The 16,020-nt window shown below is 69.3% G+C and carries 16 protein-coding genes; 7 read left to right on the top strand and 9 right to left on the bottom strand.

The features are described 5' to 3' along the window. Window positions 1-2: 2 nt before the first annotated feature. Entirely contained in the window at window positions 3-986 is a 984-nt protein-coding gene (locus ACFV6H_RS11280; RefSeq protein WP_385540660.1) for a methyltransferase domain-containing protein, read from the top strand. Here the strand turns inward: ACFV6H_RS11280 and ACFV6H_RS11275 are convergent. Both ACFV6H_RS11275 and ACFV6H_RS11270 read right to left on the bottom strand, forming a co-directional pair. After that, window positions 943-1,812, bottom strand: a complete 870-nt coding sequence (locus tag ACFV6H_RS11275) for an alpha/beta fold hydrolase (RefSeq protein ID WP_385540658.1) — start codon at window positions 1,810-1,812, stop codon at window positions 943-945. The genes ACFV6H_RS11280 and ACFV6H_RS11275 overlap by 44 nt on opposite strands. Then, window positions 1,809-2,366, bottom strand: coding sequence for a shikimate kinase (locus tag ACFV6H_RS11270; RefSeq protein WP_385540656.1), 558 nt, complete (start codon window positions 2,364-2,366; stop codon window positions 1,809-1,811). Before ACFV6H_RS11270 ends, ACFV6H_RS11275 begins: the two co-directional genes overlap by 4 nt. 42 nt (window positions 2,367-2,408) lie before the next feature. Here ACFV6H_RS11270 and ACFV6H_RS11265 point away from each other — a divergent pair, with 42 nt between their 5' ends. Further along, window positions 2,409-2,819 (top strand): hypothetical protein, encoded by a 411-nt coding sequence (locus ACFV6H_RS11265; RefSeq protein ID WP_385540655.1) that lies wholly within the window; start codon window positions 2,409-2,411, stop codon window positions 2,817-2,819. A 137-nt stretch (window positions 2,820-2,956) separates the two neighbouring features. Here the strand turns inward: ACFV6H_RS11265 and ACFV6H_RS11260 are convergent, their stop codons facing one another. From ACFV6H_RS11260 to ACFV6H_RS11240, 5 genes are all read right to left on the bottom strand, one after another. Further along, window positions 2,957-4,027, bottom strand: coding sequence for an SGNH/GDSL hydrolase family protein (locus tag ACFV6H_RS11260; protein ID WP_385541027.1), 1,071 nt, complete (start codon window positions 4,025-4,027; stop codon window positions 2,957-2,959). A gap of 2 nt (window positions 4,028-4,029) precedes the next feature. Then, window positions 4,030-5,520 (bottom strand): MFS transporter, encoded by a 1,491-nt coding sequence (locus ACFV6H_RS11255; RefSeq protein WP_385540653.1) that lies wholly within the window; start codon window positions 5,518-5,520, stop codon window positions 4,030-4,032. A gap of 231 nt (window positions 5,521-5,751) precedes the next feature. Further along, window positions 5,752-6,606, bottom strand: coding sequence for a class I SAM-dependent methyltransferase (locus tag ACFV6H_RS11250; RefSeq protein WP_385540651.1), 855 nt, complete (start codon window positions 6,604-6,606; stop codon window positions 5,752-5,754). A gap of 77 nt (window positions 6,607-6,683) precedes the next feature. Beyond that, complete coding sequence (locus tag ACFV6H_RS11245; protein ID WP_385540649.1) at window positions 6,684-7,547, bottom strand: cyclase family protein; 864 nt, start codon at window positions 7,545-7,547, stop codon at window positions 6,684-6,686. A gap of 14 nt (window positions 7,548-7,561) precedes the next feature. Beyond that, window positions 7,562-8,797 (bottom strand): serine hydrolase domain-containing protein, encoded by a 1,236-nt coding sequence (locus ACFV6H_RS11240; protein WP_385540647.1) that lies wholly within the window; start codon window positions 8,795-8,797, stop codon window positions 7,562-7,564. A gap of 149 nt (window positions 8,798-8,946) precedes the next feature. Between ACFV6H_RS11240 and ACFV6H_RS11235 the strand changes: the two genes are divergently transcribed. Both ACFV6H_RS11235 and ACFV6H_RS11230 read left to right on the top strand, forming a co-directional pair. After that, window positions 8,947-9,600 carry a nitroreductase family protein gene (locus ACFV6H_RS11235; protein WP_093594370.1) on the top strand — a complete coding sequence of 218 codons (654 nt, stop codon included), beginning with the start codon at window positions 8,947-8,949 and terminating at the stop codon, window positions 9,598-9,600. Between the two features lie 185 nt (window positions 9,601-9,785). Next, on the top strand, window positions 9,786-10,100 hold the full coding sequence (locus tag ACFV6H_RS11230) for an ArsR/SmtB family transcription factor (RefSeq protein ID WP_384793747.1): 315 nt from the start codon (window positions 9,786-9,788) through the stop codon (window positions 10,098-10,100). A gap of 31 nt (window positions 10,101-10,131) precedes the next feature. Here the strand turns inward: ACFV6H_RS11230 and ACFV6H_RS11225 are convergent, their stop codons facing one another. Then, on the bottom strand, window positions 10,132-11,373 hold the full coding sequence (locus tag ACFV6H_RS11225; RefSeq protein ID WP_385540645.1) for an MFS transporter: 1,242 nt from the start codon (window positions 11,371-11,373) through the stop codon (window positions 10,132-10,134). An 82-nt stretch (window positions 11,374-11,455) separates the two neighbouring features. On the opposite strand from ACFV6H_RS11225, the gene ACFV6H_RS11220 reads away from it, so the two are divergent. Further along, window positions 11,456-12,223 (top strand): DeoR/GlpR family DNA-binding transcription regulator, encoded by a 768-nt coding sequence (locus tag ACFV6H_RS11220; protein ID WP_385540643.1) that lies wholly within the window; start codon window positions 11,456-11,458, stop codon window positions 12,221-12,223. 150 nt (window positions 12,224-12,373) lie between these two features. Then, complete coding sequence (locus ACFV6H_RS11215) at window positions 12,374-12,820, top strand: SRPBCC family protein (RefSeq protein ID WP_385540641.1); 447 nt, start codon at window positions 12,374-12,376, stop codon at window positions 12,818-12,820. 107 nt (window positions 12,821-12,927) lie between these two features. Here ACFV6H_RS11215 and ACFV6H_RS11210 read toward each other — a convergent pair whose 3' ends face one another. After that, window positions 12,928-14,784: a lysyl oxidase family protein gene (locus ACFV6H_RS11210; protein ID WP_385540639.1), complete on the bottom strand. Its 1,857-nt coding sequence runs from the start codon at window positions 14,782-14,784 to the stop codon at window positions 12,928-12,930. 209 nt (window positions 14,785-14,993) lie between these two features. Between ACFV6H_RS11210 and ACFV6H_RS11205 the strand changes: the two genes are divergently transcribed. Further along, entirely contained in the window at window positions 14,994-15,998 is a 1,005-nt protein-coding gene (locus ACFV6H_RS11205) for an aldo/keto reductase (protein ID WP_385540637.1), read from the top strand. Window positions 15,999-16,020: the final 22 nt, after the last annotated feature.

The raw sequence follows: 16,020 nt of genomic DNA, 5'->3' as shown, positions 1-16,020 counted from the left end.
GCATGCTCACGAAGGACCACGGCTCATCCGAACGCGGCTCCTCGGACCGTAACTCTTCAGACCACAACTCTTCCGAACACGCCTCCTCGGACCACGACTCCTGGGGATACGCCGCATCCACCGGGCTCGGCTTCACACACGAGGAGATCGTCGACGCGCATTTCGCAGCCTGTGCGCCGCAGTACCGCGCGGCCCTGGACGCGGCGGAGCTCCGGCCCGGCCGGCATGTACTCGACGCGGGCTGCGGCACGGGCGCGTTCCTGCCGTGGATCGTGGACGCGGTCGGGCCCGAGGGCCGAGTGTCCGCCGTCGACCTCGCCGAGGAGAACGCGGAGCTCGCCGCCGCGCGTATGGCGGCCCGTGGCGCACCGTGCGAGCTGGACATCCGGCAGGGCGACCTGCTGCGCCTGCCGTATCCGGACGACACCTTCGACGCCGTCTGGTGCGCGAACACCACGCAGTACCTCAGCGACGAGGAACTCCCGCTCGCCCTGCGCGAGTTACGACGAGTGGTGCGTCCGGGAGGGACCATCGCCGTCAAGGATCTCGACGCCGGTCTGATCACCGTACGCCCGGGAGACCGGTTCCAGTTCATGGACTTCTTCCGCAAGGGCGCCGAAGTCCCGGGATACGCACGCCAGTTGCTCCGTACGCGAGATCTCTACCGGTGGCTGGGCGAGGCCGGGATGACCTCCGTGCGGCAGCACACCGTACTGATCGAGCACTTCGCGCCGATGTCTCCGGCGGTCCTGCGCTTCTACGCGCTGGCCTGCGCCCGGGTGGCCGAACAGGCCGTGGCCGCGGGCTTCGGCGGAGCGTGGGAGGGCTTTGTCGATCCGGACGGGGCGGACAATCCGCTGCGCGATCCGTACGCGTACATCAGCGAGGGCAACACCGTGACGGTGGGCACCGTCCCTGTGCGCACTGTTCCGGTGGGTACTGTCACGGCCGGATCCGGTCGAGCCAACGCTCGGTCTCATCCATGACCAGGTCCGGCCGCTCCTGGTGGATCCAGTGCCCGCAGCCCGGTACGGCGACGGCCCGTGAGGCCGGATGGGCCATCAGCCCGCGCTCCCAGTCGGCGCGCTCCCGAGTGCGGTGGAAGGACAGCACGGGCTGTCGCCGCCGAGGAAGGACGGTCTCGGCGGCGTCCCGGAAACGGATCGAGCCCGGCGCGTCGATGATCGCTCTCAGCGTGGCTGCCACGACGGCGGGCGGCACGGCGTCGAGGTCCCGTGCATGGGCGGCTCGCAGGGCGGCCGACCGCGTGCCGGCGTCGATCCGGTTTCTGAACATCTCGGCGACGGCGTCCTTTATCCGCTGGTCGTCCGGGAGCGCCGCGATCGGCTCCAGCATCCGGCCCTGGGCCGGATCTCCTCCGTAGTCCGGATCGATCAGTACGAGCGCGGAGACGAGGTCAGGACGGTCGAGGGCGAGATGAGTGGCTGCCGACGCGCCGAGCGAGTGGCCCATCACGACTGCCGGAGCGAGGCCCAGTGCGCCGATCACTCCGGCGAGGTCCGCCGCCATGGCGCCCGCGGAGTATCCCGCGGATTCCGTCGCGGGCGCGGAGCTGGCGCCGTGCCCGCGCAGATCCATCGAGACCACGCGCCGATGCGTGCGCAGCCGCCGCAACTGGCCTGTCCAGCTTGCCCGGGAGCCCAGCCAGCCGTGCACCAGCAGCATCGGTTCACCGGCGGCCCGGATCACGTCCGGCGGCCGGGGCCCGGTGCCGTTGTCGTCGTCGATACCGATGCGTACACCGGGCAACTGGACATGCTTCTGGACGTACTTCGCCGTCCGGTCCGTCATACGTCCGTCAACTCCAATGTTCGGAGGACCACTTGAGCCACCTCATCAGGGCCCAGGCCGTCGGTGGCCACGGTGGCACGGGCGACCTCGGCGTACAGCGGACGGCGCGCCTCCATCAGCTCATGCCACCGACGGCGCGGGCCCGAGTCGGCGGCCAGCAGCGGCCGGCCGGTGTTCAGCCCGGCGCGCCGCACGGCTTCCTCGCCGTCCATGTCGAGATGGACGACGGGATACGGGATCAGCAGGGCGCGCGTCGACGCGTCGAGGACCGCGCCACCGCCGAGCGCGAGTACACCGTCGTGTTCGGCGAGCGCGAACCGTACCGCCCGCTTCTCGATCTCGCGGAAGCGCGGCTCGCCCTCGGTGATGAAGATGTCCCTGATCGGACGGCCCTGGGCGGCGACGATGTCGTCGTCGGTGTCCCGGAATCCACAGCGCAGCTGCCGCGCCAGCAGCGCGCCCACCGTGGACTTGCCGACGCCCATGGGCCCGACGAGGACGATCCGCGGCCCGTTCACCGGCCGCCCGGCCGCCGCACGTTCAACGATGTTCATACGCACCGCTCCGCCAAGTCGACCGTCAACGAAAGGTTCACCATGACCGCCTCTTCTCCCATCGACCGCTCGGCAGTCGTCAAGGAGGCCCGCGCCGCCCTCGACGCGTTTCTCGACGGGCTCAACAGCCATGATCTGGAGATCTGGACCGCGACTCTGCACTTCCCGCAGATCCGTGTGCATGAAGGCGCTGTGACGGTCTGGCAGAACGCGGAGGAGTACATCGAGAGTTCGAAGGCGGAGCTGAAGGCGCTGCTCGCGTCCGGCTGGCACCACAGCGCCTGGGACGAGGTCGAGTTCCCGCAGGTCTCCGCCGACCAGGTGCATGCCCAGGTACGGTTCGGCCGGCATGACGCCGAAGGCGAACTGCTCGGTGTCTTCGACTCGATCTATGTCGTGACGCGGCAGAACGGCCGCTGGGGCGTGCTGGCCCGGATCGGCTACGAGGCCTGATCGAGCCCTGACCGAGCCCGAAACCGGCATCGGGGCGCACGGAAACCCGCGGTGGCGGTGCGGGCGGGGGGAATTACCCGTCCCGCCACCGCGGGCCGATCGCGGGCCGGTCTCGGCCCGCCGTGGCGTCTCCGTCGTTACGGGCGTGGCGCGGACAGAGCCGTCCGTAACGCGGAGCCGATCCTGGCGGCCAGCACATGTTCACCGGCCGCCGACGGATGCAGCCCGTCGGAGAAGACCTCGGCCGCCTCGGAGACCGGGACGACGGACAGACCGTCCACGGTGTGGAGGTTCTTGTCGCCGAGCTCTTCGAGTACCCGTACCGCCTCCGCCGTCTGTTTCCGGATCGCGTCGAGTGTCAATCCGACTCGGTTCGGGACGAGTTCACGGTCGGGTGAGGACAGCGGGGTGATCACCACGACGGGCAGATCGGGATGTCCGTCACGGATGGTCTCGATGAAGCCGCACACCGCCGGAGCCCAGCTCCGGGCGGAGAACGTCTCCCGCGTGTAGACATTGATCCCGAGCTCCAGTGAGATCAGATCGGCCGGCATGTTCCGGATCGTCCGTGCGACCAGCGGATCGAGCTGCGCCTCGCCGGCGAAACCGAGGTTGTGCAGCCGCCAGCCCTGCGCTGCCGCGATCAGCGCGGTCCAGGTCTCCGAAGGCCCGGAGGCGAACATGCTGTGGGTGATGGAGCTCCCGTAGGTCACCCAGCGCGGGCCCGGGCGCTGCGCGGGCAGCAGCGTACGGTGCCCGCGGAAGCCGATCCCGTACACGAGCGCATAGCCCAAGTTCGGTAACCAGACCTCGACTTCGCGCAGTACGGGATCTCCTCCTCCCTGTACGGTGGCGGCCGAGGTCAGCGGTACGGCGATCTCGCGCCCGTCGGCGGTCTCGGCGCGCAGCGCGAGCGCTCCGTCGATCCGGATGTCCACCGGTGCGCTGCCCGGATCCACGGCCACCTTCAGGGACAGTTCCTCGGCATCCGTGCGGACACCGAACCGGATACCGGCGGGCATCGCCGCGAGGCGCGCGAAGTTGGGCGACAGCGTGGTCGCGAGCCGTTCGCCGGAGATCCGCCTGGGCAGCCGGCCGTTCTCGGACCAGCCGCCCTCGGCGACACCGTCCCAGGACAGTCTCGGGTCGTCGGGCGTCAGCCACTCCCACTCGCCGGCGCCCGGGCCCGCCACGGGCCCGGGAGACATGCTCACGCGCGCCCGCTCTCAAGCCCGGCGCCCTGCTGCGACGCACCTTGCTGCGACGCGCCCTGCTGTGACGGCGCTGCCTCCTCGGCCTTCCCAGATGAGTCAGAAGAGTCAGAAGAGTTGGACGAGTCAGACGAGCCCGACGCTCCGAGGCCCACCGCCGACGCGAGCGCGCCCACCAGCGAGAAGATCCCGACCGCGAGGAACGCGCGGTGGTACGCGCCCACACCGGCGTCGGTCGACGCGGCGGCCAGTACGGCGGCGCCGACCGCGACACCGAGGCCGCCGCCGAGCTGTACGGCCGACTGGATCAACGAGGCCGCGAGGCCCTGCTTGTCGTTGGGCACTCCGCTCACGCCCGCGATATTGAAGCTCAGGAAGCTTGTGCCGTTGCCCAGACCATGGATGATCAGGGCCGGCAGCAGCACGGCGGCGTAGTTGGCGTTCTCGCCCGCCCGCAGGAAGAGCAGAATGCCCAGGCCCTGGAGCAGCAGACCGATCACGGCCGGGATCCGCAGACCGACGCGGCTGATGATACGAGGAGCGAGATTGACCGCGAGCAGGATGGCCGCGGCCATCGGCACGATCGCCATACCGGCCTTCAGGGCGCTGTAGCCGAGCGAATTCTGCAGGTAGAGCAGCGCGATGAACTGCCAGCCGATCGTGGCGCAGGCCCAGACGACGCCCACGACATTGGCGGTGGACAAGGTCCGCGAGCGGAAGATGGAGAGTTCGACCAGCGGATCCTTGCGGCGGTTCTGGATCACGACGAAGGCGATGAGCAGCAGCACCGATGTCACCAGGCAGACCACGGTGACCGACGAGCCCCAGCCCACTTCGGGAGCCCTGGTCAGCGCGAAGACCAGCAGCAGGACACCGCCGGTCGCGGTGAGCGCGCCGAAGGCGTCGAAGCCGGGCCGCTCTCCGGTCCGCCGCTCGTCGGCGGCGACCACACTGCGCACCGTCAGGAGGACGAGCGCGGCCACGATGAACGGTACGAAGAAGGTGAGCCGCCAGTTCAGCGAGGTGAGCAGACCGGAGAAGACCAGGCCCGCCGCGTAACCGCTGGCGCCGGTGAGGCCGAACATGCTCATCGCCCGGTTGCGCTCCGGGCCCTCCGGGAACGTCGTCGTGATGATCGACAGCGCGGCGGGCGCGATGAAGGCCGCGGCCACGCCCTTGATCACCCGCGTGATGATCAGCAGCGAGCCGTCCGACACCAGGCCTCCGGCGAGGCTGACGACGGCGAACACCGCGGTGGCCCAGAAGAACATCCGCCGGCGGCCGAACAGATCGGCCGCCCGGCCGCCCAGCAGCAGGAATCCGCCATAGGCGACGGCATAGCCCGAGATGATCCATTGCAGTTGCTCGTTGCTGAGGCCCATGTCGTCCTGCATCTCGGGCAGAGCGACACCCATCAGCGAGACATCCATGGAATCCAGGAAGAGCTGCGCGCACAGCACCAGCAGTGCGAGGTTCTTGCGCGCACTCATTCCCGGCGTCGCCGCTAAGACTTCCGACTGCCGCTCCGCCATCTTCATCTGCCATTTCGTCTTGCAGACATCAGTCTGCACGCCAACAATGTGGCCGTAAACGTAGCAGTCAAATAATCTGTCGTCAAACTATATTGCCACCAACTTCGGGTGCAAAGAAGGAAAGACGGCCGGTGCCGCGCCACGGAGCGGACAGCTCCAGGTGCGGCACCGGCCGTCGTCCTGCGCGCGTCAGTTCTCCTGCTTCCGGCCCCAGGCCGTGAAGACCGCGAGGGAGAGATCGTGGAAGCCAGGATCGGCCAGCTCGCGGTAGGCGGCCTCGAAATCCTCGTCCGTCGCCAGGCCCTCGGCGACCACGGCCGCCCTGGTCTGTTCCAGCGTCAGCTGCCACCACGCGGCCTCGTTGTCGCCGCCCGTGATCCGCTGGAAGCGGGCGTCGTATCCGATGTCATCGAGTCCCTTGCCCGCCAAGGGCACCGGCAGATTGCGCGCCCACTCGGTGTCCGTGCCGACGGCGCTCTCCAGATGAGTACGGAAGGCCCGCATCACCTTGCGGTAGGCCGGGTGCGGAGCGTCCTTGATGGGAAAGAACGAGGGCTCTTCGAGCAGCAGGACACCGCCGGGCTTCAGCCACCGGGCGAGCCGGGCCACCGCCTTCTCCGGGTCCGGCAGATGGATGACGACATAGCGGGTGTGGATGAAGTCGAAGGTGCCCTCCGGGAAGTCGTCGGTGTAGACGTCATGGCGCAGCACCTGTACGCCCACCTCGGAGAGTTCATCCAGATAGGTGGTGTCGAGATCGGTGACGGTGACCTCGGCGCCCTGCCCGGCCAGCCAGCGGGCCACCGAACCGCCGCCTCCGCCCACTTCCAGGACGCGGTGGCCGGAGGTCAGGCCGAGGCGCTGGAAGTGTCCGCGCGTGTGGTCGTCCAGAACGGATTCCAGGAGCCGCAGCCGCTCCCGTTCGGTGCCGATGGCGTGGCTGAACACGCCGTCCTTGTAACGCTTCTCGGTCCACTCCCAGGGGTCCTTCGACGTCTGGGCGGAGGCCTGGGCGGAGGCCGCCGTACCGGATGATGCGGACATCTGCGTTCTCCTTGGCTGGGCTGAGCTGGGCTTGGTTCGGGCAGAGGAGCGGGAGCTCACACGCAGGCGGCGGGAGCTCACACAAATGCGAAGACACGAGCCGGGCCACCGGTGCCTCCGGCGTGCTTGGGCGCACCCACGACGACGGTGGCTCCGACGTCCGGGACGGTGTCCAGATGCGCCAGGTTCTCGATGCCGTACTTGCCCGCGGGCAGCAGCACCCGGTGGGTGAACGGATCGGCGGGCCGGGTGCCCGGCTCCAGGCTGGCCGTGTCGATGCCGACACCGACCACCGAACGCTCCTCGACCAGGAAGTGCGCGGCCTCCACGGAGATACCGGGATAGCGGTAGTGGCCGTCGGCCTCGTCAAAGTTGAGGAAAGCACCGGGAGTGTCGATCCGGTCGGACCAGCCGTTGTCGACGGCGAGCAGCGCGTCGTCCGGGATACGGCCGTTACGGCTTTCCCACCGCAGCAGATCGTCCACCGTCAGTTCGGTGACGTTGTCCTTGGCGGCCCGTTCGCCGACGCGCACCACGGCGAGCGGCGCGATCAGCCTCTCGGCCGGGATCTGCTCCACGGACAGCCCGTTGTTGTCGAAGTGGGCGGGAGCGTCGACATGGGTGCCGATGTGCTCGTTGTAGGTGAGCTCGAAGGCGTTGTACTCGTGCTCGGCGAGATTGGCGAGACGCCTGATCTCCATCGGTTTCACATAGAGCTCAAAGACCGGCCAGTCGGCACCGAGCACATGCGTGAGGTCATGGACAGCGCCTCGGGGAACGTACAGCGGAGAGGCCTTGACCGCCGTCTCCGCCGCCGCCTCCACGCCCGCCTTCGTCGGCTGCCCCTGCGAATCGGAATCGGTGGACTGCGTGGGCTGGTTCTGCTGTGACGGCTCCGGCGACGGCGTCGCCGCGCCGAGGATCGTTTCTGGACCGCACATGGTGAATGCCTCCCTCAGTCGACCAGGGCCTGGTTGACCAGCTGGCGCAGACGGCTGTGCAACGGATGGGCGCTGGACGGCATGAGCTGCGTGAAGAAGAGGACGGTCAGCCGCTCCACGGGATCCACCCAGAAGATCGTTCCGGCCGCGCTGTGCCAGCCGTACTCTCCGGGACCGGCCGGCACTCCGGCCGCCGCCGGATCCTCGACCACGGCGAATCCCAGCCCGAAACCGACGCCCGCGGTCGGCATCTCCGAGAAGACCGGCCTGCCGACCGAGTGCAGATCTCCGCCGCCGGGAAGGTGGTTGCGCCGCATATGGCGCACGGTGCGCGGGCCGAGGATCCGCTCTCCCTCGAAGACACCCTCGCCGAGCAGCATCTGCGAGAACCGGTGGTAGTCGCCGAGCGTGGTGACCAGCCCGGCACTGCCGGAGAGACAGGCGGGCCGGTGCAGCGCGCCGGCTCCGAGCTGATCGGCCCTGGTCGCACGGCCGGTGGCCGGATCCGCGGTGTAGAAGGCGGCGAGCCGGTCCGCCTTCTCCTGCGGTACGTGGAACGAGGTGTCGGTCATCCCGAGCGGTCCGAGAACGCGCTCGGCGAAGAACTCGTCCAGGCTCTTGCCGGACGCGACCTCGATGACACGGCCCAGCACATCGCTGGAGACGCCGTAGTTCCAGGCGGTGCCCGGTTCGAAGAGCAGCGGGAAACTCGCCCACTGCTCACAGCAGGCGGCCAGATCGAGTCCGGGCGGTGTGGCCCATTCGAAGCCGTTCGCCGTATAGATCTCGTCCACGGGATGGGCGCGGTGGAAACCGTAGGTCAGCCCGGAGGTGTGGCTGAGGAGATGCTGTACGCGGACGGGACCGGCGGCCGGGACGGTGACGGGCCGTGCGGCCGGGCCGCGCTGGTAGACGCGTACGTTCTCGAAGGCCGGGATATAGCGGCTGACCGGATCCTGGAGACCGATCGTGCCGTCCTCGACCAGAGTCATCGCGGCGACGGAGGTGACCGGCTTTGTCATCGACCAGGCCCGGTAGATCACGTTGCCCTCGCTGGGCAGACCGTTCTCGATGTCGCGCTTGCCGTACTCCGCGAGATGGGCGACTCTGCCGCCACGGGTTACGGCGATCTGCCAGCCGGGCAGCCTGCCGTCATCGACATAGGACGCCAGGTAGCGGTCGAGCCGTCGTAACCGGCCGGGATCCAGTCCGGCCTCCGCCGGGTCGACCTCGATCTTGAGCTCGGACACCTTGCCTCCTCATGATCTGAGCACCATGGTTCGGAAGTTCGCAACTTATGGAACCATAGAAACAACAACTCGGCCGGGACAACAAGGGCTTCCCGCCGCCGAGTTGCCCAGACCGGCACCCTCAACCCGCGATAGAGGCACGGAGCGCCATGTCCCGACTTGATCTGTCCGTCGATGAACTGCTCACCACGACGCGCGCCGTACGCAAGCGACTTGACCTGACGCGTCCGGTCGAGCGCGAGGTGATCGAGGAATGTCTCACTCTCGCCACCCAGGCGCCCACCGGACGCAACCGGCAGCACTGGGACTTTGTGTTCGTGACCGATCCGGACCGGCGCGCGGCGCTCGCGGACCTGTACCGGATGGGACTCGTACGGCCGCGTCAGCCTCTGCTGGGCGGCGCCGACGCCATCAACCGCGGTGACGCCGAGGGCTGGGACAGGATCGCGGACAGCGCCCAGCACCTGTTCGAGCATCTGCACGAGGTGCCGGTGCTGCTGGTGCCGTGCGTACGCGTGACGGACCGGCGCGAGCTGGAGTATCCGGTGCGGCTCGCCAATATCTACGGCTCGATCCTTCCGGCCGTCTGGCAGTTCATGCTCGCGGCGCGCTCCCGGGGCCTCGGCACCGCGTGGACGACGCCTCATCTGCATTACGAGCGGGAGGCCGCCAAGCTCCTCGACATCCCGTACGACACGGTCATCCAGACCGCGCTGATCCCGCTCGCGTACACCATCGGCACCGATTTCCGGCCGGGCCTGCGCGTTCCCGCGGACGAAGTGGCGCACTGGGACCGGTGGTAGCCGGACGAAGGGCCGCCCCGGGCGCCGGGGCGGCCCGCCGCCGGGCTCTGGGCCGGGGCGGCCCGTCGCCGGGCTCTGGGCCGGGGCGGCTCGACGCCGCCTCTGGTCCGAATTTCGATAGTGTGCAAATCTTCGAAGCTGATGGGAAGCAGCGCCGCTCCCTTCGTCACCAGAGGAGTACTCACGTGCGCACGCTCAAGCACCCCACACGCGAAGAGATCCAGCTCACGGACGTGTTCCACGCGCTGAGCGACCCGACGCGCCTGGCCATCGTCCGCGGCCTGGACGGTGTCACCGAGCAGTCGTGCAGCAGCCTCAACATCCCGCTGTCCAAGTCCACGCTCTCCCACCACCTCAAGGTCCTGCGCGACTCCGGCGTCACCCACACCCGCGCCGAAGGCACCCACCGCCTGATGTCCCTGCGCCGCCAGGACCTCGAAGCCCGCTTCCCGGGCCTCCTGGACGTGGTCCTCCGGACGGAGCCGGTGGCCGTGGCTTAGGCGGTCTGGGCGCCTTAGGTGTCTGGGTGTCTTAGGTGTACTGACTCGCGGGCTCGCTGACGCGGGTGACGGTCGTGGTTCCGAGGATTCGCGCCGTACCGGCCGCGATGACGCAGAAGGCCACGGGCAGGAAGAACGTGACGTTCAGCGGGATGAAGTGGGTGAGCGGTCCGATGATGGCCGGGCCGGCGAGCATGCCGAGATAGCCGAGGCCGGCGACGCGGGAGACATTGGTTCCGGCGGAGTCCTGGTCGGCGTGGCCCGCGGCGCTGAAGAGCTGAGGTACGCAGCCGGAGAGGCCGATGCCGAAGACCGTCCAGCCGGCCAGGGCCAGCGGGATCCACGGCGAGAGCGCGACCGTCGTCAGTCCGATCGCGCCCAGGGCGGCGCCGTACCGTACGACGGCCACCGGCCCGAAGCGGGCCGCCACCCGGTCCGTGAGCAGACGTCCTACGGTCATGGCCGTGGAGAAGGCGCCGTACGCGAAGGCGGCGGTGGCGGCGGGTGCGTCGAGGACGTCACGCATCGCCAGCACGCTCCAGTCGTTGGCGACTCCTTCGCAGAGCATCAACATCAAGGCGAGGGCGGCCAGGGCCCAGATACGTGGAGGTGTGCGGCGTCGGGCGGTTGGGGCCGGTGAGGCCTGCGGGGCCTGTGAGCCCGCTACCTGCTGATCTGCCGCCTCCCGGCCATCCGCCGGCTCCGGCCGTAGCAGCGCAGGCGCCGCGAGCGCCGTGACCGCCACGCCGAACACGCTCACCAGCGCCAGCGTCGTCGCCGGGCTCCAGTCCCAGCTCAGCGTCCGCGCGCCGACCAGCGCCGCGAGCACTCCGCCCACCGAGAAGAAGGCATGGAAAGCGGACATCACGGGCCGCCGGTAGCCGCGTTCGACCTGGACGGCGTGCGTGTTCATGCTGACGTCCAGACAGCCGTTGCCGAAGCCGAGCATCAGCAGCGCCGCGCCGAGAGTCCAGCCGTTGGCGGCCAGTCCCGGCAGCACCACCGCCGCGCTGCACAGCGCCGCGCTCACCGGCACCACCTTCCGGGCGCCGAACCGGTCGGTGAGCGGCCCGACGAGCTGCATCCCGGCGAAGGCGCCGCCGCCGAGCAGCAGCAGGAGCCAGCCGAGCACGGCATGGCTGATACCGGCCCGGTGCTCCACGACCGGGATATGGACGACCCACATGCCGAGGACGAAGCCGTTCAGGGTGAAGAAGCCGAAGGTGGCCAGCCGGGCGGCGCGCAGCGATCTCTCGATGCCGGTTTTCTCCATGACGGTGAACATAACAAACATGATTGATGTTCGGAAGATTGCCTATCGCACATCTGTTGTGTTCAATGATTCAATGGCAGGCATGGCGAGCACAGCGAGCACAGATCGACTGCGGCGGATCACCGATGCCGTACGCGGGAGCGGACAGCTGAGCGTGGCCGAGCTGGCGGAGCTGACCGGCGCCTCGGAGATGACCGTCCGCCGGGATCTGGAGGTCCTCAGCGACCAGGGCGTCCTGGAGCGCTACCGCGGCGGCGCCAGAAGCCTGCTGCTCCGCGGCGAGGAGCCGCCCTTCGCGCTGCGGGCCCAGGAGGGCATGGAAGCCAAGCGCCGTATCGCCGCCGCCGTCGCCGAACTGATCGCCGACGGCGAGTCGGTCGTCATCGACAGCGGCACCACATGTCTGGAGGTGGCCCGCGCCCTGGAGGACCGTCGGCTCACCGTCATGCCGCTCTCCCTCCACGCCGCCAACGCGCTGACCGGCGCGCCTCGGCTGAAGCTGCTGCTGCCCGGCGGTGAACCGCGTTCGGGTGAACTCGCCCTGACCGGTCCGCTCACGGAGGCCTCACTCGCCGCGCTGCGTTTCGACACCGCCGTCATCGGCTGCTGCGGACTGACCGCCAAGGACGGGCTGACCTCGTACGATCTCTCCGACGCGGCCGTCAAACGCGCCGCGATCGCCTCGGCGCGCCGCGTCATCGCCGTGGCGGACGCCGCCAAGTTCTCCCGTACCGCGCTCGCCTTCGTCGCACCGGTCTCCGCCCTCCACGCCGTCGTGACCGACGAGGCGGCTCCGGAGGAGGAGACGGGCGCGATGGCAGCGGCGGGAGTGTCCGTTCGCAAGGTGTGACCGTTCGCAAGGTGTGATCTCCTCGGGTGGTGGCGGGACGGGCCTACACATGACAATGGGTGCGTGCCGGCAGGCCCGATCCGGGCGGCCGTCATACACGGCGGGCGGCTGTTCGCATGCCCGCCGTCGGTTGACCGATCGAGGAGCGACATGGCTGGACAGTTCGAGGCAACCACGGAGATCGACCGGCCCGTCGAGGAGGTGTTCGCCTTCCTCGCCGCAGGCACGAACGACCCGACGTTCAGCCCCAGGGTGCAGGCGATCGAGAAGGTCCCGGACGGGCCCACCGAGGTCGGCACGGTCTTCCGCAGCACGGTCAAGGACGCGGGCATGACCACCAGGCGCGAGATCCGGATCACCGAGCTGGAGGCGCCCGGCAAGATCCGCTGGGCCGAGACGTCCAAGAACTCTGTGACCTCGGCCGAGGGCGGTTACGACCTGGAGAGCGTCGGCGAAGGCCAGACCCGGGTGCGGATCTTCAACGTCCTCGAAGGGCACGGCATCGGCAAGCTGCTCGTCGGTATCGCCCTGAGCGCCGCCCGGAAGGACGCGCCGGCCTTCGGCGAGCGGATCAAGAAGGCCGTCGAAGCGTCCTGAGCGGAACTCCCGGACGACGGGCCCCGGACCACGGGTGGGCCCCGGGCGGCAGTGGACACCGCCGCCCGGGGCCCATTCGTGGCATGACCTCGATCACGGGATCCGGATCACGGCGCGTCGATCAGCTCGTGCGGCGGCACGGTCACCGTACGGGCGCCGGGTGTACCGGACAGGACGACCTCGCGCAGAGCGACATTGTTGGTCAGGGACGTCTCGTGGAGCCGGTGTTCCGGGTTGGCGATGACCTCGATGTAGTACGTACCGTTCGGCAGGTCGGTCACATCGAAGGACTGACCGGGACGGTACTGCGTGTATGTGTCACCGGAGCCGACGTCCAGCACCTCGCGCACGGAGATGGCGCTCTCGCTCCCGCAGGCGGTGGACAGATCGGTGTTGTACGGGTGCCAGTTGGCGTTCTTCACCGTGTAGTCGATGGCGTCGGTGTTGGCCAGACAGAAGGCCTCCTTCTCGCTGCGCACGACCTCCTTCTGGTCCGCCCGCAGCAGGCGGTAGCTGGCGAAGTCGGTGAAGTGCCAGTGCTCGTGGCCCACGCGCGCGTCCCACTCCATGGTTCCGGCGGGCGAGTAGCCGACCTGCGTGCCCTTCGCGTCGTAGAAGTACTGGTACGCGTCCATCAGCTCCTTGCCGGGCGTACGGAAACCGTCCACGACCAGTGACGCGGGACCGGCGTTCCATACGTTGGCGCTGAACGCCATGTAGTCCTTGCCCGGTACGTCGCCCTCCTCGCCGTCCGTGATGGAGATGTCCCACGCCGGCAGCGCGCGCAGGTCGGGCTTGGGTACGTCGGGCACGCTCGCGCGGCCGGCCGGGCGAGCGGCTTCGGCGGTGAGCGCGGGCGCTGTCCGGGAGCCGTCGGTACGGCCGAGGCCGTCGCCCGGCCGGGCTGCCGCGGCCTTGGGGCGGGAGTCGAGCGCGTACGGATGAGCGGGCGGCGCGGGAGCGTCGGCTCCGCGGCCCTCGTGGTAGGCATGGCCCTTCGCACCGAGCGTGAAGCCGGGCAGCGCGGCACCGGAGTGCGCGGAGTGCGTGCCGTGCGCGCCCTGCGCGCCGTGTCCGCCGGGCGCGGCCGGTGCTCCGTGCGTGCCGTGTGCGCCGTGCGCTCCGTGCGCTCCGTGCGCGGATGGCTGTGCCTGTGCCTGTGCCTGCGCCGATCCCGCCGCCGACTTCGCCGCGGCTCCGGCTCCTAGGCCGGCTCCTCCCTCGTCCCAGGAGCGCTGTCGTACGGTCACCTTCACCGTTCGCTGCTCGTCCGCCATGCCGAACAGCTCGCGGTAACGTTTCGTCACACCGACCGTGGCGGTGTACTCACCGACCGGCACATCCACGGGCTCGGAGTAGTAGCCCAGATTGGTGTTGGTCGCCCAGCCGTTCTCCACGCCCCATACCGAGCCGAGCGTGAACGGATTCGTCGGGCAGCTCTCGGGATACTTCGAGGTGGCCGGAGCGTCGGGACGGACTCGTCCCGACGCGTTGTTCGGGCAGAACGTCTCCGTGCGGTTCACCACCTCCGCGCCCGTCGCGTCCGTGAGCGTCACCTGGAGGAAGCCGGGCAGCCCGGTGAAGTCCTTGACCAGATCCTCCGGAAGGACCTTGGTCCGCAGCTTGTTCCCGTTGTGGATGATCTGCTCGGCGACCACCGGATCCCGGTAGGACTTACGCGTCACCCGGAACTCAAGAGGTCCGCCCTCGGCGGTGACATACGTACCGAGGTCCAGGTAGATCCCTCCTTCTCCGTCCCAGCGGTCGATCGTCACCGAGTTGGACGCGGCGATCAGGCTGAGCCTGGGCGCGCCGCCGGTCGCCGCTCCCGCGACGGGCGCGGCTCCGGCCACACCGGCGATCACGGAGAGCGCGGCGGCTCCCGCGACAGCCGAACGGCGGAAGCAGCTCCGGGGCTGGGGCTGGTTCTGCGTCTGGTTCTGGCTCTGGTGCTTTCTCCGCATCGATCCCTCGTCTGCTGGTGGCGAACTGTGAGCTACCTGTGAGAGTCGATGGCGGTCACTTCAGGTTGTCCGGCGTCTCGAAAGTCATGGATCGTTGGCCAAAAGCGAACGCTGGACCGGCGATCCGGCGATCCAGCGGTCCGGCGATCCAGCGGCCCGTCGTCCTGGCGGTTGTTTTCGAGTGCGCTCGAACTCCTAGCGTTCCTCCCATGAGCAACTCTCTTGAGAGCAGGACGCTGGGACGGAGCGGAATCACCGTCGGCGCACTCGGCTTCGGCTGCTGGGCCATCGGCGGTGAGTGGCAGGACCGCGACGGCAATCCGCTCGGCTGGGGCAAGGTGGACGACGAGGAATCCGTCGCCGCGCTCCACCGGGCGCTCGACCTCGGTGTCACCTTCTTCGACACGGCCGATGTGTACGGTACGGGCCACAGCGAACGCGTCCTGGGCCGGGCGCTGCGCGGGCGGCGGCGGGACGAGGTCGTCGTCGCGACCAAGTGGGGCAACACCTTTGACGAGTCCACCCGCACGCTCACCGGCTCCGACGCCACGCCCGCGTACGCCCGGCGGGCGCTGACCGCCTCACTGCGCCGCCTCGGCACGGAGTACATCGACCTCTACCAACTCCACCTCTCCGACGCGCCGTTCGCGTCGGCCGCCGAACTCCGGGACGCCTGCGAGGAGTTCGTACGCGAGGGCCTGATCTGTACGTACGCCTGGTCCACGGACGATCCCGAGCGCGCGGCGCTGTTCGCGGAGGGCGAGCACTGCGCGGCCGTGCAGCACGCCTGCAATGTGCTGGAGGACGCGCCGGAGATGCTCGCGCTCTGCGCGGAGCGCGACCTCGCGAGTATCAACCGCAGCCCGCTCGCGATGGGCCTGCTCACCGGGAAGCACGGTTCCGGCAGCCGGAGCGCCTCCGGCGACATCCGGGCCGTACCGCCCGCGTGGCTACGCTGGTTCGGCGAGGGCGGCGTCCCGACGCCGGAGTGGGCGGCGCGGGTGGAGGCCGTACGGTCCGTCCTCACCAGCGACGGCCGGACCTTGGCACAGGGCGCCCTCGCCTGGCTCTGGGCCCGCAGCCCGCACACGGTGCCGATCCCAGGATTCCGCTCGGTCGCCCAGGCAACGGAGAACGCGGCAGCCCGCGCGTACGGCCCGCTGCGCGCCGACCAGTTGACGGAGATCCGAACGGCACTGACGGCAGCCGGCTAGTGTGATGCGCCGGAAATTGCGT

Origin of the sequence: Streptomyces sp. NPDC059743 (genome assembly GCF_042732975.1) — a bacterium.
GTDB lineage: Bacteria > Actinomycetota > Actinomycetes > Streptomycetales > Streptomycetaceae > Streptomyces.
Note: the sequence above shows the minus strand (reverse complement) of the source record. Positions and strands in the feature narration are given on the sequence as shown.

Excerpts from the sequence above, each read along its gene's own strand:
- ACFV6H_RS11220 (WP_385540643.1), top strand. The coding sequence starts at position 11,456 with ATGGCGAGCACAGCGAGCACAGATCGACTGCGGCGGATCACCGATGCC.
- ACFV6H_RS11235 (WP_093594370.1), top strand. The coding sequence starts at position 8,947 with ATGTCCCGACTTGATCTGTCCGTCGATGAACTGCTCACCACGACGCGC.
- ACFV6H_RS11245 (WP_385540649.1), bottom strand. The coding sequence starts at position 7,547 with ATGTGCGGTCCAGAAACGATCCTCGGCGCGGCGACGCCGTCGCCGGAG.
- ACFV6H_RS11215 (WP_385540641.1), top strand. The coding sequence starts at position 12,374 with ATGGCTGGACAGTTCGAGGCAACCACGGAGATCGACCGGCCCGTCGAG.
- ACFV6H_RS11275 (WP_385540658.1), bottom strand. The coding sequence starts at position 1,812 with ATGACGGACCGGACGGCGAAGTACGTCCAGAAGCATGTCCAGTTGCCC.
- ACFV6H_RS11210 (WP_385540639.1), bottom strand. The coding sequence starts at position 14,784 with ATGCGGAGAAAGCACCAGAGCCAGAACCAGACGCAGAACCAGCCCCAG.
- ACFV6H_RS11270 (WP_385540656.1), bottom strand. The coding sequence starts at position 2,366 with ATGAACATCGTTGAACGTGCGGCGGCCGGGCGGCCGGTGAACGGGCCG.
- ACFV6H_RS11225 (WP_385540645.1), bottom strand. The coding sequence starts at position 11,373 with ATGGAGAAAACCGGCATCGAGAGATCGCTGCGCGCCGCCCGGCTGGCC.
- ACFV6H_RS11250 (WP_385540651.1), bottom strand. The coding sequence starts at position 6,606 with ATGTCCGCATCATCCGGTACGGCGGCCTCCGCCCAGGCCTCCGCCCAG.
- ACFV6H_RS11255 (WP_385540653.1), bottom strand. The coding sequence starts at position 5,520 with ATGAGTGCGCGCAAGAACCTCGCACTGCTGGTGCTGTGCGCGCAGCTC.
- ACFV6H_RS11205 (WP_385540637.1), top strand. The coding sequence starts at position 14,994 with ATGAGCAACTCTCTTGAGAGCAGGACGCTGGGACGGAGCGGAATCACC.
- ACFV6H_RS11265 (WP_385540655.1), top strand. The coding sequence starts at position 2,409 with ATGACCGCCTCTTCTCCCATCGACCGCTCGGCAGTCGTCAAGGAGGCC.
- ACFV6H_RS11260 (WP_385541027.1), bottom strand. The coding sequence starts at position 4,027 with ATGTCTCCCGGGCCCGTGGCGGGCCCGGGCGCCGGCGAGTGGGAGTGG.
- ACFV6H_RS11280 (WP_385540660.1), top strand. The coding sequence starts at position 3 with ATGCTCACGAAGGACCACGGCTCATCCGAACGCGGCTCCTCGGACCGT.